Raw genomic sequence first — 21,122 nt, forward strand, 5'->3', positions numbered from 1 at the left:
CGCCCCGGTCGGCTGCCCGCATCAAAGGCGGATGCGCACCGGCATATGGGGCGGGTATTCCAGCCCACCCAACGCGCCGTGTCGCAGACGTGACTGTATTTACGTCGCAAAAGAACAAGATACCGCGCCCTCTACGCCATAGTCGGAATAAGGGCCGATCGGGATTGAAGCACATGTTGAACCAGCTGCACAGTCACGGGAAATTTGGCCTGCCCCGCGGGGAAACCATCTTAGGCTTGTCTGAAACATCATACGTTCAAAAAATACAAAGGTGCCGCTTTTCATGAACCAAATTTCGGAAAATCTGCTGAACCAGATCCGCGACCGTTTTGCCCAGATCGATCACTGCCCCGAACAAGGCGAGCGGATATTTTTCGAAAACGCCGGCGGGGCTTTGACACTGAAATCCGTGCTGGACAGCTCGGCACGTCACGCCGCAATCCCCGACAATCAAGGGCGCGACAATTCGGGGTCTCATGCGCTGGTTGCCACGATCAACGCGGCCAAGGCCGATATGCGGGATTTCATGAATGCACCCGGTGGTCAGTTCTTTGTCGGTGAAAGCGGCACCGAACTTCTGTTCCGGCTGATCATGAACGCCTGTCTGGGAACCGGTCCGGGGATTGTGCTGGGGTCGACACTGGAACACCCCGCCACACGCTCGGCCTGTGATCGCTGGGCTCGCATCGCCGGGCAGACCCATGTGCTGGTGCCCCACGATGACGATACCGGCACCGTGACAGCCGACGCCTATGCTGCGGCCGTCACCCCCGACACCATAGTGGCGACAATCCTGCACACCTCACCGGTGACAGGCATGGGCGTCGATGTGGCCGCTGTTTCGCAGGCGATCCGCGCCGTGGCGCCAGACTGTTTCATCATTGTCGATGGCATCCAGCACGCCGCCCATGGCCAGATCGACCTCAGCGCGTATGACGTCGACGGCTACGTGATCTCGCCCTACAAGGTGTTTTCGCGCCATGGCTACGGCATTGCGTGGATTTCCGACCGGCTGACGCGGCTTGAACACAATGCCCTGTTGGACGGTCCGGCAGATAACTGGGAAATGGGCACGCGCGATACAGGGGCCTATGCGACCATGTCCGACGTTGTGTCTTACTTCGAATGGCTTGGCAGTCAGGTCAGCGACGCCACCGACCGGCGTGCCAGATTTCTGGCAGCGGGCGAAGCCATCCACGTGCAGGAAAAGGCACTGACCGACGCGATGATCCATGGCACCGGCAACCTGAGCGGTCTGGCCGAGATGGAGAAGGTCACCATTCTGGGCGGTGCCGACAACCCCGCACGCGAAGGGCTGGTGTCGCTGCGCGTGCAGGGCGTGGCCTCGGCGGATGTCGTCAAACGGCTGAACGATGAGGGTATTCGCACCCATTTGCGCAAGGCCGACCATTACTCTGGCAACATATTGACGCCGCTGGGTTATGACGCCTGCGTCCGGGTCTCGATGTGCCACTACAACTCGATCGGCGAAGTCGCCAGATTTCTGGCTGTCATGAAAGAAATCGCCGCCTGAGCTGCGGCGGACCAAGGGACAAGCACTCATGAAAACCCATGCACAAGCTGTCGTGATCGGAGGGGGCCTTGCCGGCTGTTCGATCCTGTACCATCTGGCCAAGCTTGGCTGGACCGACGTTGTCCTGCTGGAACGGAACGAGTTGACCTCCGGCTCGACCTGGCACGCAGCGGCGAATATCCACGGGCTGCACGACAACAACAACATCACCCGCATCCAGCACTATACGATGAATCTGTATAAACAGCTGGAACAGGAAACCGGCCAAAGCTGCGGCGTATTCCAGCCCGGCTCGCTCTATCTGGCCCAGACCGAAGAGCGTGAGCACCAGCTGCGCCTGCAAGAGGCGAAAGCCCGGTTTTACGGTCTGAACTTCTACGAAGTCAGCCGTGAAGAAGCCAAGGAACTGCACCCGCTGGCGCAGTTCGATGACATCCGCTGCATCATGTATGAACCCGAAGGCGGCAATGTCGACCCGTCGGGCGTGCCGCACGCCTATGCCGCCGGGGCCCGCGCCATGGGGGCCACCATCGAACGCTTCTGCCCGGTGACGGGAACCGAACAACAACCCGACGGCAACTGGATCGTGCGCACACCCAAAGGCGACATTCACACCCAGTGGGTTGTCAACGCCGCCGGTCTCTGGGGGCGCGAGGTGGCGGCGCTGGCGGGTCTGACCCTGCCGCTGCAACCGACCGAGCATCAGTATTTCGTGACCGAAAGCATCGACGAGGTCGCCAGCCTGGGGCGCCGTCTGCCCTCGATCGCTGACCGCGACGGCGAATATTACTTCCGGCAAGAGGGCAACGGCCTTCTGATCGGAGCTTATGAGAAAGATATGAAATTCTGGGCCGAAGACGGCACGCCGCTGGATTTTGCCCATGATCTGTTCCCCGACGATCTGGACCGGATCATCGAAAACGTGATCCGCGCCACCGAACGCGTGCCGGTTGCGGCGACCGCCGGGGTGAAACGCGTGATCAACGGGCCGATGATCTGGTCGCCCGACGCCAACATGCTTTGGGGGCCGGTGCCCGAGCTGAAGAACTATTTCCTCTGCGGCGGCCTGATCCCCGGTTTCTCGCAATCCGGGGGGTTGGGTCTGCTGGCGGCGCAATGGATGATCGAGGGCGAGCCGCAATATGACATGTTCGCCTGGGATCTGGCTCGGTTTGGCGACTGGGCCGACAAGGCATTCACCAAGGCCCGTGTACAGGATGCCTACACCCACCGCTTCAAGATCCATTTCCCCAACGAGGAACGCAGCGCAGGCCGTCCGGCCCGTGTGCGCCCCGCCTATGAGATGCAGAAGCAGATGGGCTGCGTCTTTGGCCTTAATTGCGGCTGGGAACATCCGCTCTGGTTCGCCGATGAGCCCGAGGTGGAAGAGACCACCGGCTTTACCCGCCAGAACTGGTGGAAGCCCGTGGGCCGAGAGGTGCAGATGCTGCGCGACAGCGTGGGCGTGATCGACATTTCGAACTTCGCCAATTACGTGATCAAGGGCCCCGGTGCCCATGACTGGCTGGACCGTCTGGTGGCCAATCGGGTGCCCACCGAAGTGGGGCGCAGCTGCCTGACGCCGCTGATCTCGGTTCGCGGTGGCGTGGCGGGCGATTTCACCATCACCAAGCTGGCCGAGGATGAATACATGATGATCGGGTCGGGCATGGCCGAACGCTATCATCAGCGCTTCTTTCAAATGGTGGAAATGCCCGAGGGCACCACGCTTGAGGTCGCCACCGACCGCATCGCAGGGTTCAACATCGCAGGCCCCAGGTCACGCGAAGCGCTGGCACGCCTGACCAATGCCGATCTGTCGAACGAGGCGTTCCGCTTCATGCGATCACAGAAAATCACGGTCGCCGGCGTCGAATGCGTGGCCATCCGGGTCAGCTTTACCGGCGATCTGGGCTGGGAATTGCACTGCGCCGAGGGGGATCAGGTGGCGCTCTACACCGCCCTGCTTAAGGCCGCCAAAGACTGTGGTGGCGGTCCGGTGGGCGGGCGCGCGCTGGGGGCGCTGCGGATCGAAAAGGGCTATGGCTCGTGGGGTCGAGAGTATTCTCAGGAATACTGGCCGCAAGAGGTCGGGCTGGCAGGTCTGATCAAGCTGGATAAGGATTTCCTGCACAAAGACGCCTATCTGTCCGTCAAGGACAACCCCGCGCGCGAGGTGCTGTCCGTCTTCGAACTGGATGTGACCGAAGATGCCGACGCAACCGGGGGTGAGCCGATCTTTACCCCCGACGGCGCGCCCGTGGGTCGTGTCACGTCGGGGGCGTTCGGCTATTCGGTCGGGAAATCCCTGGCGCTGGGGTTCCGCAACCCAAACAGGGCACAGCCGGGCGATGAGGTGGTCATTCAGGTCATCGGCAAACCGCACAAGGCGCGCATACTGGCCGAGGCGCCGTTTGACCCGACAGGCGCCAGACTGCGGTGTTAACGCTCAAAACCCGTCTACAGGCAGGCAAGGCCAATAAGACGCTCCAAAAGATGTCTCGTCTCGGCACTTCAGGCGACTTCATCTTTTTCCAAATACTCCCGCTGGAGGCGTCCGAACTCACCCACCAGTGCATTGCGGGCGCCACTCTTGCGCCACCGGGTCACAAATGCGCAGGCAGTCCACCGCGCGTGCAGCGATCTGGGACACGATATCCATCAGGGTGTCGGGCTTCAGATAAAACGCTGGAACCGGCGGCAGGATGACGGCCCCCATTTCTGCCGCCGCCGTCATGTTGCGCAAATGGGCCAGCGTCAACGGTGCTTCGCGTGTCAGTAAAACCAACGGCCTGCGTTCCTTGAGCTGAACACTGGCGGCGCGCGTCAGCAGGCTATCGTCCAGCCCATGCGCAATTGCGGCAAGCGTTCGCATGGAACAGGGCGCAACGATCATGCCGGATACCGGAACCGACCCGGACGCAATGCTGGCACCGATATCGGCGCTCGGGTGATGCCGCGTCACCAGTTGCCGCAGGTTTGGCAAAGCGTCCGGGCCGCATTCCTGCGCAAGGGTCCGCATCCCGGCTGCGCTGACCACAAGATCGGTCTCGATATCCGATGACGCCAGACACCGGGCCACGGCAAGGCCCAACGCCGCGCCCGACGCACCGGATACCCCCAAAACAACACGGGCGTTTGTCATGCTCTCAGCTCCGGCATCAATCGGTTTACAAGGTCTTCCGCAAAGGCGTGATTGGCATCCGCAGTGTGCATCACCGTCCCCCATTCCCGCTGCGTTTCACTGCCCAGTTTCGTCGTGGCGTCGATGCCGACTTTTCCGGCCAGACCGGGTTCGGGCGATGCAAAATCCAGATAATCCATAGGTGTCCTGTCCAGCACCATCACATCCCGGCCCGGGTCCATGCGTGTGGCAAGCGCCCAGGCAATATCCTCCCAGTTTCGCGGGTCGATATCGGCATCGACCGCGATGATCATTTTCGTATAGCTGAATTGCGGCAGCATTCCCCACAGGGCCATCATCACGCGCCGGGCCTGCCCCGGATATCGTTTGTCGATGGCAACGATTGCCATACGATAGGAACAGGCGGCGGGCGGCAGCCAAAGATCGTGGATTTCGGGGATCTGCGCACGGATGGTCGGCAGGGCCAGGCGGTTGAACACCTCGCCAATGATCGACGGCTCGTCCGGTGGCCGCCCGGTATAGGTCGAAAGATACAGCGGCGTGTCCCGATGGGTGACAGCGCTGACCTGCATCACCGGAAAGGGTTCAGCCGGGTTGTAATAGCCGGTGTGATCCCCAAAAGGCCCCTCGGGGGCGGTTTCGCTTGGTGAAACCCAACCTTCCAGAACAATCTCGGCATCAGCAGGGACCAGCAGGGGGATGGTTCTGGCCGGGATCAGATGTGGGCGCTTCTGGTTCAGGGCACCGGCAAATGTCAGCTCGGATACCGCCTCTGGCAAGGGCAAGGCCGCCGACAACAAAGTCGCGGGGTTTGCGCCCAGCACAATGGCGACGGGCATCTTTTCGGCGCACCTCGCCCAGCTTCGGTGATGCGCCGCGCCGCCGCGATGGGGCAGCCAGCGCATGATGACACGGTTCCGGTCCAGCACCTGAATGCGGTAAACCCCCGCGTTATAGCCTTGCGCCGCGCTGGGATCGCTGCCGTAGGGCCGGGTAAGGACCACGGGCCATGTGATCAGCGGCCCGGCATCACCGGGCCAGTGCGTCTGGACCGGCAGCGCTGTCAGGTCCACATCAGCCCCGCTGTGGCAGACGCTTTGAACCGGGGCAGTTCTGACCAGTTTCGGCCGGGTCGACAGGGCCGCCTTCAGCATCGGCCATCTGGCCAGCGCGTCCCGCACCCCGTCCGGCGGCGTCGGGGCCCGCAGCGCGGCCAGAAAGGCGCCCAGATCGTCCAGCCCGTCGGGTGTGACACCCAGCCCGGCGGCAACCCGCTCTGCCGTTCCGAACAGGTTGACGACGACCGGGGTATCGAGCCGATCAGTGGACACGTCTGTCGGGTGGTCAAATTGCAGAACCGGTCCGCCCGCCTCAAGTACGGCGCGGTGAACAGCGGTCATCTGGTGGCGTACGGAAACCGGATCAGGGATGCGCCTGAACTGTCCGGTGTCCTCGCACCATTTCAGAAAATGCCGAAGGCTGGGATATTGCGGCAGGGTGCGAATGGGGCTGCTCCGACGGTGGTGTCCACCCTCTAGCAACGAAAGCGAGGGGTCGAATTGACAACCGTCAAGTCACCTCTGCCGCGATCGCCCTAGGAAGGCATCCAAGGTCACAATGTTGAGACAGCAGGAGGTCTCGTTGCCCGTTCCTGAGAACACGATACCGCGCTGCCCGGCGGCTTTGGCGGCGATGCTTCGGATAGCGCCGCTTGCCCCCTTGTCACTGTCGCTGACGGTCTTCACGCGCCAGTTGGCAAAGAAAAACCCGGAAATGTTTCAACGGCTTGGCGCATACGGAAGATCAGTTTTCGTTCTTGATCCGACGGATTTGCCTGTTGTCCTGCTGCTTGATCCGAATGGCGGTGCCCCAAAGGTGACACTGACCCGGCGCGGCGGGACAGGGGTTGCGCGTATTTCCGGCCCTCTGGCGGCCCTTCTTGGGCTGGTTCACGGCGCGTTTGACGGCGATGCGCTGTTCTTCTCACGTGATCTGGTGATCGAGGGCGATACGGCTGCGGCGCTGGCGCTGCGCAATGCAATCGACGACGCGGAACTGGACCTCGCGCACGAGGCCACAGCCCTCTCCGGCCCGCTTGCGCGCCCGCTCAAGCAGCTCATCGCGTTGGTGGAACGTCGAACCGGCCTGTACCTGACCCGACCGGAAGACGCTGTACTATGGTAATGGAAATCGTCTGCCCGGCAGGAACGCCCGCCGCTTTGCGCGCAGCCGTCAAGGCCGGGGCGCATACGGTCTATTGCGGCTTCAATGATGAAACCAATGCGCGCAACTTTCCCGGTCTGAACTTTGACCGGGCCGAAATGCGCGCGGGCGTTGCCTTTGCCCATGACCACGGGGCCAGGGTGCTGGTTGCGATCAACACGTTTCCCCGCGCCGGCAACGAAGCAATCTGGCACCGCGCCGTGGCCGATGCGGAAACCTGCGGCGTGGATGCCGTGATCCTCGCCGATATTGGGTTGCTGGATTATGCCGCGTGCAATCATCCGGGGCTGCGCAGGCACCTGTCCGTGCAGGCCGCAGCCGCAAATGCCGATGTGATCAACTTCTATTCCGAAACCTTCGGCGTCAAACGCGTGGTCCTGCCGCGCGTGCTGTCGGTTCCCGAAATCGCCGCCATCAACGCCGAAACAGAAGTCGAGACCGAGGTTTTTGTGTTCGGCGGGCTCTGTGTGATGGCCGAAGGCCGCTGTTCGCTGTCCTCTTATGCCACAGGGCTGTCTCCGAACATGAATGGCGTCTGTTCGCCCGCCAGCCATGTTGAATACCAGAACGACAAGGGCGCGTTGAACACCCGCCTGGGTGGCTACCTGATCCACCGGGTCGAACGAAACCAGCCTGCACCTTATCCGACATTGTGCAAAGGGTGCTTTTCCGCAGGTGAAAAGACGGGCCACCTGTTCGAAGACCCCGTCAGCCTGAACGCGGAACGGCTGATCCCGCAATTGCAGAAGGCCGGTGTTACCGCGCTGAAGATCGAAGGGCGCCAGCGTTCGAAATCCTACGTCGCGCAGGTGGTTCGGAATTTCCGCGCCGCTGTCGACGCGCTTGAGGCCGGACGCCCTCTGCCCGAGGGGATGCTGGCCCGTTTGTCCGAAGGGCAGGCCATGACAACCGGCGCCTACAAAAAAACCTGGAGATAGCGCGATGGAACTGACCGTTGGCCCCAACCAGTTTTTCTGGCCTGCCGAGAACTGGACATCCTTTTATGAGGATCTGGCCCAAACCCCCGTCGACCGCATCGTGCTGGGTGAGCTGGTTTGCTCCAAGCGCCTGCCATTCTATCAGGACCGGATCCCCGACGCGATTGCCCGGCTGGTTGAGGCTGGCAAACAGGTTGCGCTGACCAGTCTTGCACTGGTGACGCTCAGGCGTGAACGCAAGCTGACCGCCGATCTGGCGGATCTGGGGGTCACGGTCGAGATCAACGATCTGACCGCGCTGGCGCATCTGCCCGAAAACACCGATTTCGATGTCGGACCGCTGATCAATGTCTATAACGAAGGCACATTGGCATGGCTGGCGTCACGCGGGGCGCGTCGCATATGCCTGCCGCCGGAACTGCCAATCGCCTCGGTCAGGGTTCTGGCACAGGCCGCCGCCAGTTTGGGTGTCGCGGTCGAGGTTTGGGGCCACGGTCGCATGCCGCTGGCCATCTCCGGCCGGTGTTACCACGCGCGCCTGCATGGGCGCAGCAAAGACAACTGCCAGTTTGCCTGCGAAAACGATCCAGACGGGCTGGACGTGCTGACCGGGGATGGACAGCCGTTCATGGCCATGAACGGCGTGCAGACCCTGTCAGACAGCTATGCCTGCACGGATCATCAGATCGAGTTGCTGCAAAGCGCGGGCGTCTCGGCCCTGCGCCTGTCGCCGCAATCTCAGGGGTTCCCAAGGCTCTGCGCGCTCTACCGACAGCGGCTGGATGGGCAACTTGACCAGGGCGATCTGGAACATGCCCTGCGCACGGACGATCCCGGTATAAGGCTAAGCGATGGGTTCCTGACCGGCGCATCCGGTGCTGAATGGTCGGGTTCGGCACGCGTGTCCACCGAAGCTGCACGCTGATCATTCTGGAAAAGTCCGGCATCCGTGGGCGAATGTTTGAAGCGACCAGAGGAAGCGATCCGAAACATCCACGGATCGTTCTGCGCAGTCAGGTGGTCACTGGCAGACGTTGCCGCACCAGTTCGGCCCACAGGTTTGCCCCCAATGGCAGCAGCGCATCGTTGAAATCATAATCGTCCGCGTGCAGGGGGCGGCCATTCGACCCCTCGGTTCCATTGCCGATCAGCAGAAAACACCCCGGAACCGCAGCCGCAAATTCCGCGAAATCCTCGGAAAACGACATGGCGGTCCGGTCGCCGTCAACCTCCAGACCCAGCGTTTTTGCTGCTGAAACCACGTGGGTTGCGGCGTCGGCATCGTTGATTGCCTCGATGAATTCGGTCCGGAATTCCACCGTCACCGCGACACCATGGCTTTCCGCCACGCCCGCCGCGATCTGCCGCATATGGTTTTCAATCCGCGCGCGGTCATCGGGGGACATCGCCCGTGCGTCCCCTTTCAACACTGTTCGACCCGGCAGGACGTTGCGCTGCCCATCGGTGATGAACTCGGTCACGGAAACGACCGCGCCAGACAATGGGGCAAGCTTTCGCGAAACGATGGTTTGCAAGGCCAGAACAAGCTCTGCTGCGGGCGTGATTGTCTCGCGCCCGACATGGGGCATCGAGGCATGGCCGCCCTGACCGGTGATGGTGATCTCGAATAGGCTTTCGCTGCAACAAATGACACCGGCGCGGGTTGAAACCCGTCCAACGGGTTCGTCCGGCAGATTGTGCGCGCCATAGATTTCGTCAATCGGAAAATCCCGCAGGACGCCTTCGTCAATCATCGCCCGCGCGCCCAGCCCGTGCTCCTCATTGGGCTGGAACAGGAAGACAATGGTGCCGTCAAAGCCCTGATCCCTGGCCAAAAGCTCGGCCGCGCCCAGCAGCATCGTCGTATGGCCGTCATGGCCGCAGGCATGCATCACGCCCGGGTTCCGAGACTTGTAGGCAAAGCTGTTGGCTTCGGTAATGGGCAGCGCGTCGAAATCCGCGCGCAGACCGATGGACCGGTTGCCATGGCCCGCGCGCAGAACACCAACAACGCCGACTCCTTCATGCACCTCGATGCCAAGGCTTCTCAGGTGATCGGCGATCCGGGCCTTGGTCCAGTCCTCCTGAAAGCCAAGCTCGGGGTTACGGTGAAACTCATGCCGCAGGGCGCGCAGGTTTTCGGAAAAACTCGTCATGGCAACACTCCTTCATCCTGCTTTCTTGCGCCCTTGCTACAGGATTTTGCAATCTCGCTTAAAGATCGGTTCCGATTGATGCAAGTTGTCCCCGGATGAGCGCCCTGAACAGTTTCGATCCTGTGAACCCACACACCTCAAGACGGGCAGGTCTGTAAACCATTCTGCGCCTACATCCCGTTGCGGGGGATGACATAAGACTGTTCGTCCTCAAAGATCAGATCGTCACCCGACCACGCCTTTAGGCGCGCGGTCAGGTGAAATTCGGTCGCTGTCGCCCTTTGTTCGGAACAGGTCCAGATCTTGGCTGACCACCCTTCGCGGTCGAAACCGGCTGTTTGCTCCATTGTGGCCATTGCCGACAACGGATCACCCGGCTGGATGGTGTAGCGTCGATCCGACATATCGCTCAGCACCGTGCCGATATCGTCAAGGCGAATATCGCCCACCGGCCCAAAGACACCCCCGTCAAGGAAATACCTGTGTGTCACCGCGCCATTGGTCAGATCGGTGTGGACCGAACGCTCCATCGAGCCGGAGCGGACGTTCGTCTTCCGCGGGGCGACGTCAGGACGCTGAGGTTCGGGCAGCGGGCGTGGGGCTGGCGCGCCATCACGCTGGTTGCGCACGGGCAGGATCAGCCGCGACGTGCCGGGTCGGATCGTCAGCGTCACAGGTTCCGGCGCTGGCCACAAGACCGGCCAATAGGCAGACGCGATTTGCAGAACGATGCGATGACCCGCCAATACCCGATAACCGGTTCCATAAAGCGGGACAGTCACGTGCATGTCTTCGCCGGGTGTAATCGGCGTCGGTTCAGTGTCGCTGATCCGGTGCGTCAGGTTGCAGAACCCGCGTGCAATCAATGTCTGCGCGCCGTCCGGGGCCTCATCCACCAGCAGGGCCGCAACAAAACCCTGCGCCCGATCGGCAGAAACTGTCAGGTCTACCGAGGGCTGGCCCAGAATGTCTATGGGCTTTTCCAAGGGCTTTGCTTTGAATTGCAGCGCCCCTGCGGCCTCGATCCGGCAATCTGCTGCCATATCTCCGGGTATTGCAAAGGAACACATGTCGCCCGCTGCGGCCCCGAAATACTGTGGCGAACAAACCGACATCTCTCCGCCCGACCCGGCGAAGGCGTCCAGCGTTCCGTCATTCAGCCACAAGGGCTGGTCCTTGACATTTGGCGACGGCCAGCTCGGCTCTTCGATCCACCGCCCCTCGCGGTGCACATGTGTCCCGGACGGGGCGGCACTGTCTTGCAGGAAAAACCGCAAGGGCGGCTCGTTCATCAGGCCGGTGTCGATCCCCTTCAGCCAATGGTCCCAGAACCGGATTACCTCGCCGACGAAATCGACCCGGGGGCCCGGCACCCCTTCTTGCGGATACAGATGCGCCCAGGGGCCCATCAGGATCTTGACCGGCCCGCTCAGGTGTTCCGCGATGCGGAACGGCGTGTCGCGATACAGGTCCATCCATCCGCCAAAGAAATACACCGGCACATCGACATCCGCATAGTTTTCGCAGATCGAGCCGCGCCGCCACATGTCGTCATGGGTCTGATGTTCCAGCCACTTGGCGGGCCAGAATTCGACCCCCTCCAACCGTGCGCGCCACAAGTCGATCCAGCGATCCGCGCCCACAATCTCGGGGTCGGGCGGCATGGCATTGTACAGCTGCATGATCGAGCCCCACCAGAAATTGTCATTGGCCAGACAGCCGCCGTAAAAGTGAATATCCTCGCGCCAGCGGTCATCCGTTCCCATCACCGGCGCAATCGCCTTCAGCGCTGGTGGGCGGATCGCGGCCACCTGAAAGGCGTTATACGCCCCCCAGCTTTTGCCGAACATTCCGACATTTCCGTCGCACCAGTCCTGATCTGCAATCCACTGGATGATGTCGTGCCCATCCTGAATCTCCTGATGCGAATACTCATCTTCGGGAATCCCGTCGCTGTCGCCATAACCGCGGATATCCACCCGGATCGACGCATAGCCTGCCGCGGCGAAATGCGGATGCATGCTTTCATCCCGCATCCGGGTGCGATCCCGGCGGCGATAGGGGATGTATTCCAGAACACAGGGAACGGGCGTTGTTCGCGCCGATCCGGGCAGCCAAAGCCGGGCCGCAAGTTTTGCGCCGTCCGACATGGGAATCCAAACGGTTTCGATGACCTCTGTGTTGCTCATGTCCGGTCCTTTGACTGACTGTCAGGTGAAAGGCTGCTTGTGGTGTGCTTCATTGATCTCACCACCGAAGCCCCAAGCGCAGCGCATCATAAATGGCGGCATGCGTGTTGCGTGATGAAACGGCATCGCCGATCCGGTACAGATCAAACCCCGCCTCTGGGACGGATTGCGGAAACACGGGGCCGGACCCGCCGACCAGCGCTTCATAGTCCACGGCGCCCAGGTTGCGCGACAGCGGTTTCAGATCGAAGTACAAATCATCCAGTGGTAAAATACCCTGATTGACAACCACCTGATCATACAGGCGCTTTTCTGTCAGGTCCGAGTAATCCGTTCCAATGGCTGCCTCCAGCTGATTGCCTGATCGCACCAGTGATTTCAGCGTCCGGGCGACTGTGAACACGGCTCCGGTCTTTTGCAGGGCCCGCATGTAGGGTACCAGGTTCATTCCCATGATTTCGGGGGCAAAACTGCGGTCGCGGGTCATGATTTCTACCCGCCCGCCCGCTTGTGCGATAGCCTCAGCCGCCATCAGGGCCGGGTGATCCCCCGCATCGTCATAGATAAGAACATTGTCGCCGGGGCGCACATCACCGGTCAGGATATCCCAGGCAGTAACTGCCAGATCGTTACCCGCCTCCAGCACCGTCACCTCGGGCAACCCGCCGGTTGCGATCACCACCATGTCCGGCGCAAGCGCGGTTACAGCATCGGCGTCCGCAAAGGTGTTGAACCGAAACGTAACGTCGCGCGCCGCGCATTGGGCCATGCGCCAGTCGATGATCCCGATCATCTCGGCCCGACGTCGGGATTGCGCGGTCAGCCGCACCTGACCGCCGGGTTCGGGGGCGGCGTCAAGAACCGTGACGTCATGCCCGCGCTCGGCCGCAACCCGCGCCGCCTCAAGTCCGCCGGGGCCTGCGCCCACAATCACCGCGCGGCGGCGCGATTCAGCGGCGGGGATCACATGCGGCATAGACAGCTCGCGCCCGGTGGCCGGGTTGTGGATGCACAGCGCCTCACCCGCCTGATAAATGCGGTCAAGACAATAGGTGGCGCCAACGCAAGGCCGGATGTCATCTTCCCGTCCGGTCCGGATTTTGGCAACGATCATCGGATCGGCCATATGTGCGCGGGTCATGCCGACCATGTCCAGCAGGCCCGAGGCCACCGCATGCCGCGCCGTTGCCACATCGGGAATGCGCGCGGCGTGAAAGGTCGGCATCCCAACCTCGACCCTCACGCGCCCGGCGAAATCCAGATGGGGCGCGCTTTTCATGCCCTGAACCGGGATCACGTCCGTCATGGCCGGGTCAGTGTGAATACGCCCGCGAATAATGTTCAGGAAATCGACCTGACCACTGTCACGCAGCCTTCGGGCAATCTCCAGCCCTTCCGCTTCGGTGATGCCGCCCTTTTCCACCTCGTCGGCGGTGTAACGGACCCCTATGATGAAATCGCGCCCGACGCGGTCGCGGATTGCATCCAGAACCATGAAGCCAAAGCGCAACCGGTTGTCCAGATTGCCCCCAAAAGGCGCGTCCATCCGATTGGTCATCGGCGACCAGAACTGATCGATCAGATGGCCATAGGCCTGCAATTCAATTCCATCCAGCCCGGCTGCCTGCATCCGTTCGGCAGCATCGGCGTAATCGGTCACAATCCGCGCGATGTCGAAATCTTCCATCTTCTTGGCAAAGGCCCGGTGCGCCGGTTCCCGGTCGTGCGACGGCGAAAGGGATGGCAGCCAGTCACCCTTGTTCCAGCCCGTGCGCCGCCCAAGATGGGTCAGCTGGATCATCACCGCACAGCCATGGGCATGGCAGGCTTCCGTCAGCTCCGCCATCCAGCGGACAACCTCGTCCTTGTAGGCCAGGATATTGTTGAACGCAGGCGGGCTGTCGCGGCTGACAACGGCCGACCCCGCCGTCATGGTCATCGCAACCCCCGCTTTGGCCCGCACCTCGTGATAAGCACGATAGCGTTCCGTCGGCATCCCATCTTCGGGATAGGCGGGTTCGTGACTGGTCGTCATGATCCGGTTCTTCAGCGTCAGGTGCTTTAGCTGATAAGGTTGCAGCAAGGCATCGCGGCTCATGATAGCGCCTCGTGATCGGTTTGAGTGCGCAAGGCGGCTACAGGGTCGGATGACATGCGGCTCTCCGGTTATCTGGGGGCAAGAGGTGATGGTCTTTGCTGATTGAAATCAAACTGGAATTGCCAAGTCAAACTTGTTTTCAATCAGACGTTTTGGACCCATTTTCCTCATGCCTTACGCCCAAGTGGACAGGACAAGCGTGGCCGCGCGCACCCGGTTGGCGCATGCCTTCGGTGAACAAATCCTCTTGCGGGGTGCCACGCGCAAACAGGCGGCGAGGCCGGGTTCAAGGCGTCTCGGAATGAACGCTCAGCAGGGTTTCCAGAAACAGCTTGGCCGCGCGTGTCGGATCCGGCTGTTTTCGTGTCACCGCCGCAAAGCGCGTTCTGTATTTGATTTCCTGCGGCATCACCTGCCTCATTAGCCCCTTATCAACAAATTCCTGCGCCAGATGGTCCGGAAGAAAGCCCAGATAGCTGCCTGACAGAATAAGAATTGCAAGGGCCTGTTCGTTTTGCACTTTGGCAGCGCGCCGAAACCCCAGTTGCTGGCCATAGATCAGGTTGGGCGAATTCACGTTCAGACCCGCATAGTTGAACATCTGAATGTCCCGCAAACTCAGCGTGTCAGCGGACTGGCTGAACAACGGATTGTCCTGCCCGCAATACAGAAACATGTTTTCCCCATAAAGTGGCGCATAATGCAGGCTTGCCGAGGGGCGGTGCAGGGCGATGATCCCGACATCCAGCTGCCCGCTGATAACCATGGTCTCAATGACGTTGGGCGGTTCGATCGACAACTCGATCTGGATGGCAGGGGCGGCTTCGTTGAACCTGTGAATGGCGCGGGCAAGGCGCGCTTCTGGGTTCGTGGTACACTGATCGAACAGCGCCACGCGGATACTTCCTGCCAGTTGCTGCTTGATCTCGTTGACTTCGGTTCTGAACTGAGAAACCGAAATCAGCAGGTCTTCTGTCGCGGCCAGCACTTTTTCGCCGTCTTCAGTCAGGGAAAAACCCGCCGGGCCACGGTTGCACAGCTTTAAGTCCAGCCGCAGCTCCAGATCCGATATGTGTTTCGAGATTGTTGATTTCCCGATGTTGAGCTCATTTTCCGCCGCTGAAAACCCTCCGCTTTCCGCAACGGTTTTGAAAACCCGAAGAAGGCGGATGTCCGTGTCCCCGATGCGGGTGGCCAGTGGGTTCTGTCTCATATTAAAAGTTCGACATTTGTGAAACCTTTCACGCAAATATTAACAACGACGAAACCATGTTGGCAAGATAGCCTCTTGTGGCCGAGGCAGAATCGGACTGGCCACCTTCTCCCCAGGCCATCGCGCACCTCGAAACACGACAAATGGGAGGACATCCATGTCATTTATCAAAAAGCTTGGCACCATCAGCGCCGCCGTTTCCGTTGCTGCACTGATGGTTGCGGGCACGGCTGATGCGAAGAACTTCAAGATCGCGGTGGGCGATAGCGCAGGAAGCGCACAGGAAGCTCTGGGCATCGCCTTCGTCAAGGCGCTGGAAGAGAAATCGGGCGGTGCCCACACCGCAACGCTGTTTCTGAACGGTCAGCTGGGGTCCGAACAGGACACCGTGAACGAGGCGGCGATCGGAACGCTGGATATGTCTCTGCTGGCGATCAACAACATCACGCCGTTCTCGCCTTCGGTCGGTGTTTTCACGCTGCCTTACGTGATCCTCAGCCTGGAAGATGCCGAAAAGCTGACCCAGGGCCCAATCGGTCAGGAACTGGTCGAAAACACCATCCGTGATGCCGGCGTGCGCATCATCGGCTGGACCTATACCGGTTTCCGCCGCCTGACCAACTCGAAAAAACCGGTCAAATCGGTTGCTGACCTTCAGGATCTGGTCATCCGCGTTCCTAAGAACGAGATCATGATCGAAACCTACAAGGCATGGGGCATCAACCCGACGCCGATGGCCTGGTCGGAAACCTTCACCGGTCTGCAAACCAAGGTGGTCGACGGGCAGGACAACCCTTACCTGACCATCAACGCGATGAAGTTCTACGAGGTTCAGGACCACGTCACCAACCTGCGCTACATCTTCTCGATTGAACCGCTGATCGTTTCAGAAGCGGTCTTCCAGGACCTGTCCGCAGAAGATCAGGCAATCCTCCTTGAAGCAGGACAGGAAGCCACCCTGGCATCCGCACAATTCCTGCGGGATTCCGAGGCCGCCATCAAGGAAGAACTGACCGCCAAAGGCATGGAGATCATCGATCCCGAAAACGACGAAGCCGAGTTCATCGAACTGGCAACAGGTGCCGTATGGCCCCAGTTCTACGACTCCATCGGTGGCGTCGAAAAACTGAACACCGTGCTTGAAGCCATCGGCCGCGAGCCGGTGCAGCAATAATCGCCGCAGAGCGATACCGGGAAGAGCGCCACGGCGCTCTTCTCATCTCAGGGAGGAGTGAAACCACATGTTCTGGAAATTTCTGGACAACATAGAAAGTGTCATCTGCCGGATACTCTTATCCGGCTTTGTCTGCCTTTTGTTCGTGCAGATCATCGCGCGCGAAGTCTTCGGCTTTTCGGTCAGCTGGATCGAAGAACTCTCGGTCTACATGTTCGTATGGTTCGTCTATTTCGGTGCAAGTTACGCCGCCCTGAAAGGGGCGCATAACCGCGTGACGTTCCAGTTCAAATTCCTGCCTGACGGGTCGATCAAATATGTCGAAGCCTTTGCCGACCTCTTCTGGCTCTTCTTCAATGTCTACTTCCTCTATCTGGCGACAGACTTTGTTTTCAACAAGATGAACAAGTTCTGGAAATCCCAGACACTGGGCATCGAGATGAAGTATATCTACATGGTGCTGCCCATCGCATTTGCGCTGATGACCTTCCGCATCATTCAGGTGAATTACCGCCGCCTTGTCAAAGGCGAGGACATTCACGATCCCGACCAGATCGATCTGGACGAGATCAAGGCCGCTGCCGAAGCGGCCAAAGACCACTGAGACCGGGAGGGGTAACCATGGAATCCGAAATCGTCACGGTCCTGTTTGGATCATTTCTGTTCTTGCTGCTCATTGGCGCGCCGATCACGGTGGCGCTGGGTGTCGCGTCGCTGATCTCGTTTCTCTATCTGGGCGACAACCCGATCAAATTCGTGCAGATCGCCTTTACATCCGTGGGCTCGTTCCCGCTGATGGCGCTGCCAGCCTTTATCCTTGCCGGGGCCCTGATGGAGGCTGCCGGTATCTCAAAACGCCTGATCAACGTTGCCGAAAGTCTGGCCGGTCCCTTCACCGGTGGTATTTCTGCCGCAACGGTCATGGCCTGTCTGTTCTTTGGTGCCATCTCGGGCTCGGGCCCGGCAACAACCGCGGCTGTTGGGATGCTGATGATCCCGGCGATGATCGACCGCGGCTATGAGCGCGGCTATGCCTCGGCGATCACTGCGTCCTCTGGCGGCCTCGGGATTATCATTCCTCCCTCCATCCCGATGGTGATCTTCGGCATTGCCGCGCTCGGTATGGCCCCGCCGCCCGAAGCGGTCGAGAAATTCGGCACCTTCCAGTCGGTTTCGATTTCGAAACTGTTCATTGCCGGGTTCGTACCCGCCTTCCTGATCGCCACAAGCCTGCTAATCCTTAACTATTTCATGTCGAAAAAGCGCGGCTACAAAGGCGTCGCCGAGGGCTGGTCGATCCGCAATGTCGGGTGCGAGATGTATCGCGGGTTCTGGTCGCTGATGGCTCCGCTGGTGATCCTGGGCGGTATCTATACCGGCTTTTTCACCCCGACCGAGGCTGCAATCGTCGCGATCTTCTACACCCTGTTCGTGGGTGTTGTCATCTATCGCGAACTGACCTGGCAGTCGCTGTTCCAGTCGCTTGAAGCCACCACATGGCTGACCGGCCGCGTTCTGTTGATCCTGTTCACAGCAACGGTGTTTGGTCGTCTACTGGTGGAAAACCAGATCCCGGCAATCATCGCAGAAGGGATGCTCAGCTTTACCGACAACCTCTATGTGATCTGGGCGCTGATCATCTTCTTCCTGCTGTTCGTCGGCATGTTCATGGAAACACTGGCCACCATCCTGATCCTTGTTCCGGTGATGCTGCCGGTGGCCTATTCGGTGGGTATTGACCCGATCCATTTTGGCGTGGTGATGGTCTGTACGCTGGGCATCGGGTTCCAGACCCCGCCGCTGGGCGAGAACCTGTTCATCGCATCCGGTATCTCGAACATCTCGATCGAACAGATCTCGCTGCGCGCGCTGCCATTTGCGGCTGCAAACACGGTGGCGATCTTCGTTATCGCCTTCTTCCCTGAACTGTCGCTGTGGCTCCCACGGCTGTTTGGCTACTGATCTGAAAGGATGACGACATGAAACAGATGGTCACCAACATCCTGTTTGCCACCGACCTGTCCGAAAACTCGGGTCACGCCATGCGCCATGCCGCCAGCATCGCGCAGGCCACCGGGGCGGAGATTCACGTGCTGCATGTGAATGAACCCCTGTCGGAGGATGCCAAGATCACGATGGAAATATTCATCATGAACGAAGAGACCCGCAAGACCGCGATTGAGCGTCGTCACGAGATGGTGCGCAAGGTTCTGGCCGAACGGCAAGCCAAGTTCTGGGCGCAGTTCGACGGCGACGACGGGAAAATTCGCGATCAGGTTACCTCGGTCGAGGTGACTGATGGCCATCCGGCCGAAGTGATCCTGCGCCGCTCGGTCGAACTGGGCTGTGATCTGATCGTGCTGGGCGCGCATGATCACGGCTTTTCGCACACCTTTCTGGGCACGGTCGCAAAACGCGTTTTGCGGCGCTCGAGGATCCCGACACTGATCGTTCCGAACCCGGACGAAATGTAACAACCCCACTGACAAGGAAGTACAAAATGAACAAAACCCTGACCGCGCAGGACCTGGCGGATACGTTTGACGCGTTTAACCGCCACGACATCGACGGCGTGATGACCCACTTCGCCGACGACTGCGTGTTCTACACCGTGGCCGGTGACGAAAAATACGGCAACAAGGTTGAAGGTGCCGCTGCCATCGCCGCTGCGTTTTCGGGCGTCTGGGCAGGCATGAAAGACGCCCATTGGGATCATCACAGCCATTTTGTCCACGGTGATCGTGCGGTGTCCGAGTGGACCTTCTCGGGAACCGACGCAAACGGTATGCGGATCGAAGCGGAAGGTGCGGATCTGTTCACCGTTCGTGACGGTAAAATCGTTGTAAAACAGGCGCTTCGAAAAACGCGCCCAATGTTCAAAGCCTGATCCGCCGCCCTGCGCGCAGCCTCGGAGAAAAACAAGAATGGTGGATAACAGCATCCCGCGTCACTGGCCCAAGGCCAGCTATGACCCCAAATATGACCCGATCATTGATGCGGGTCCGGGTCACAATCGCGACCACGCGCCCACATATTGGATTGGAACGGCCGGAACACCTCCGGCCGATGATGGACCTGTGTCCAGCGATATGGATGCAGATGTGGTGGTGATCGGATCGGGGTATACCGGCCTGTCCACCGCCATCCATCTTGCCAAGGAATATGGCATTCAAGCCGTTGTTTTAGAAGCAAATACCATCTCCTGGGGCTGCTCCACCCGCAACGGCGGGCAGGCCCAGATTTCATCCGGGCGGCTCAAGCGGTCGCAATGGATCGAACGGTGGGGAACGGACGTGGCCAAGCGCATGCATGCCGAGGTCACAGAAGCGTTTCAGCTGTTCAACGATCTGATTGCGTCCGACGATATCGATTGCGACCCCCAACCGGGTGGCCACTACTACATCGCGCATCGCGACAAGGTCATGCCGTCCCTCAAGAAAGAGAGCAAGCTGCTCAACGACGTGTTCGGCTATGGTTCGCGCATCCTTTCCCGGGAAGAACTGCACGAAAAGCACGTGCGCGATATGGAGGCCGCAGGTGCCATGTGGGAACCTGACGGGACCTGCATCCATGCGGGTAAACTGGCGTTCGGCTACGTCAACATGGCGCGCCGTCTGGGGGTGAAAATTCACACCGGCAGCCCGGTCATGGGATGGCAGACGAAGAACGGTGTGCATCACCTGCGCACACCGGGCGGCATCGTCCGCGCCAAAACGGTGGCCCTGGCAACCGCGGGCTATACCCCACCGGGTCTGAACACGCGCACAAAGCACCGCCTGATGCCTATCCTGTCAAACTCGATGGTGACACGGCCGCTGACCCAGGCCGAACTGGATGAGTGTGGCATTCAGACCAAATCACCCCTGACGGACACCCGCACCTTGCGCCACTACTATCGTTTATTGCCCGACAACCGGATGCAGATCGGCAGCCGCAGCGCGGTAACAGGACGAGACGCCGAGAACGAAAAACACCTGGAGCTTCTGAAAAAGGGCCTCGCCCGAAAGTTCCCGGCGCTGACGGATATCAACCTCGACTACTCGTGGTGGGGCTGGGTCGATGTCAGCCACGATATGATGCCGCGTATCTTCCAGCCGGACCCGGAACAGCGCGTGTTCTACGCGATGGGATATGGTGGCAACGGCGTGATGTACTCGGCTCAGGCCGGGCGTCGTATGGCACAGCTGATCGCGGGCAAGAAAGACAAGGCCTTTGCCCTGCCGATCTTCACGTCCCCGCTGCCTAGCCATGGCATCCTGACACCCTTCCGCCGCCTCGGCCAGCGCATAGCCTATGTCGGCTATTACCTCCGAGACGAAATACTGTAATTTACCAACGCTTTAGCGTTCTGAAGATAAGGAAACACCCCTATGAAGATGACGACGGAAGAGGCCTTTGTTAAGGTTTTGCAGATGCATGGTATTGAACATGCGTTTGGGATCATTGGCTCTG

General features: G+C 60.1%; 17 protein-coding genes. 11 read left to right on the forward strand and 6 right to left on the reverse strand.

Features of this window, described 5'->3' with window-relative positions; translation table 11 throughout:
• Positions 1–283: 283 nt before the first annotated feature.
• On the forward strand, positions 284–1,534 hold the full coding sequence (locus tag ACR0LL_RS19750) for an aminotransferase class V-fold PLP-dependent enzyme (RefSeq protein WP_480588901.1): 1,251 nt from the start codon (positions 284–286) through the stop codon (positions 1,532–1,534).
• Positions 1,535–1,562: 28 nt separating this feature from the next.
• Positions 1,563–3,980 (forward strand): GcvT family protein, encoded by a 2,418-nt coding sequence (locus ACR0LL_RS19755; RefSeq protein WP_480588905.1) that lies wholly within the window; start codon positions 1,563–1,565, stop codon positions 3,978–3,980.
• Positions 3,981–4,097: 117 nt separating this feature from the next.
• Here the strand turns inward: ACR0LL_RS19755 and ACR0LL_RS19760 are convergent, their stop codons facing one another.
• Together ACR0LL_RS19760 and ACR0LL_RS19765 are read right to left on the reverse strand one after the other, a co-directional pair.
• A complete protein-coding gene (locus ACR0LL_RS19760) occupies positions 4,098–4,679 on the reverse strand; it encodes a UbiX family flavin prenyltransferase (RefSeq protein ID WP_480588908.1) in 582 nt (193 codons plus the stop codon).
• Positions 4,676–6,184, reverse strand: a complete 1,509-nt coding sequence (locus ACR0LL_RS19765) for a UbiD family decarboxylase (RefSeq protein ID WP_480588924.1) — start codon at positions 6,182–6,184, stop codon at positions 4,676–4,678. The genes ACR0LL_RS19760 and ACR0LL_RS19765 overlap by 4 nt, the downstream gene beginning before the upstream one ends.
• A gap of 136 nt (positions 6,185–6,320) precedes the next feature.
• Here ACR0LL_RS19765 and ubiT point away from each other — a divergent pair, with 136 nt between their 5' ends.
• Genes ubiT through ubiV form a run of 3 tightly spaced genes read left to right on the forward strand, consistent with a single transcriptional unit; the run spans position 6,321 to position 8,765 of the window.
• Complete coding sequence (gene ubiT / locus ACR0LL_RS19770) at positions 6,321–6,863, forward strand: ubiquinone anaerobic biosynthesis accessory factor UbiT (RefSeq protein ID WP_480588910.1); 543 nt, start codon at positions 6,321–6,323, stop codon at positions 6,861–6,863.
• Positions 6,863–7,840 carry a ubiquinone anaerobic biosynthesis protein UbiU gene (gene ubiU, locus ACR0LL_RS19775; RefSeq protein ID WP_480588926.1) on the forward strand — a complete coding sequence of 326 codons (978 nt, stop codon included), beginning with the start codon at positions 6,863–6,865 and terminating at the stop codon, positions 7,838–7,840. Before ubiT ends, ubiU begins: the two co-directional genes overlap by 1 nt.
• Before the next feature lie 4 nt (positions 7,841–7,844).
• Positions 7,845–8,765, forward strand: a complete 921-nt coding sequence (gene ubiV / locus ACR0LL_RS19780; protein WP_480588912.1) for a ubiquinone anaerobic biosynthesis protein UbiV — start codon at positions 7,845–7,847, stop codon at positions 8,763–8,765.
• Between the two features lie 88 nt (positions 8,766–8,853).
• On the opposite strand, the gene ACR0LL_RS19785 is transcribed toward ubiV, so the two are convergent.
• The 4 genes from ACR0LL_RS19785 to ACR0LL_RS19800 all read right to left on the reverse strand — a co-directional run bounded on the left by ACR0LL_RS19785 (position 8,854) and on the right by ACR0LL_RS19800 (position 15,496).
• Entirely contained in the window at positions 8,854–9,996 is a 1,143-nt protein-coding gene (locus ACR0LL_RS19785; protein WP_480588914.1) for an amidohydrolase, read from the reverse strand.
• Positions 9,997–10,166: 170 nt separating this feature from the next.
• Positions 10,167–12,185: a CocE/NonD family hydrolase gene (locus tag ACR0LL_RS19790; RefSeq protein ID WP_480588916.1), complete on the reverse strand. Its 2,019-nt coding sequence runs from the start codon at positions 12,183–12,185 to the stop codon at positions 10,167–10,169.
• A gap of 58 nt (positions 12,186–12,243) precedes the next feature.
• Positions 12,244–14,283, reverse strand: coding sequence for an oxidoreductase (locus ACR0LL_RS19795; protein WP_480588918.1), 2,040 nt, complete (start codon positions 14,281–14,283; stop codon positions 12,244–12,246).
• 286 nt (positions 14,284–14,569) lie between these two features.
• Positions 14,570–15,496, reverse strand: a complete 927-nt coding sequence (locus ACR0LL_RS19800; RefSeq protein ID WP_480588920.1) for a LysR family transcriptional regulator — start codon at positions 15,494–15,496, stop codon at positions 14,570–14,572.
• A gap of 157 nt (positions 15,497–15,653) precedes the next feature.
• On the opposite strand from ACR0LL_RS19800, the gene ACR0LL_RS19805 reads away from it, so the two are divergent.
• The 6 genes from ACR0LL_RS19805 to ACR0LL_RS19830 all read left to right on the forward strand — a co-directional run bounded on the left by ACR0LL_RS19805 (position 15,654) and on the right by ACR0LL_RS19830 (position 20,998).
• A complete protein-coding gene (locus ACR0LL_RS19805) occupies positions 15,654–16,670 on the forward strand; it encodes a TRAP transporter substrate-binding protein (RefSeq protein WP_267366014.1) in 1,017 nt (338 codons plus the stop codon).
• Between the two features lie 67 nt (positions 16,671–16,737).
• Positions 16,738–17,274 (forward strand): TRAP transporter small permease, encoded by a 537-nt coding sequence (locus ACR0LL_RS19810; protein ID WP_480477503.1) that lies wholly within the window; start codon positions 16,738–16,740, stop codon positions 17,272–17,274.
• A 17-nt stretch (positions 17,275–17,291) separates the two neighbouring features.
• Positions 17,292–18,632, forward strand: a complete 1,341-nt coding sequence (locus ACR0LL_RS19815) for a TRAP transporter large permease (RefSeq protein WP_267366013.1) — start codon at positions 17,292–17,294, stop codon at positions 18,630–18,632.
• Positions 18,633–18,649: 17 nt separating this feature from the next.
• Complete coding sequence (locus ACR0LL_RS19820) at positions 18,650–19,144, forward strand: universal stress protein (protein ID WP_209507926.1); 495 nt, start codon at positions 18,650–18,652, stop codon at positions 19,142–19,144.
• 26 nt (positions 19,145–19,170) lie between these two features.
• Positions 19,171–19,557, forward strand: a complete 387-nt coding sequence (locus ACR0LL_RS19825; protein ID WP_480488946.1) for a nuclear transport factor 2 family protein — start codon at positions 19,171–19,173, stop codon at positions 19,555–19,557.
• Between the two features lie 37 nt (positions 19,558–19,594).
• Positions 19,595–20,998, forward strand: a complete 1,404-nt coding sequence (locus tag ACR0LL_RS19830; RefSeq protein WP_480588922.1) for an NAD(P)/FAD-dependent oxidoreductase — start codon at positions 19,595–19,597, stop codon at positions 20,996–20,998.
• Positions 20,999–21,122: the final 124 nt, after the last annotated feature.

The organism is Ruegeria sp. AI2 (assembly GCF_056541275.1).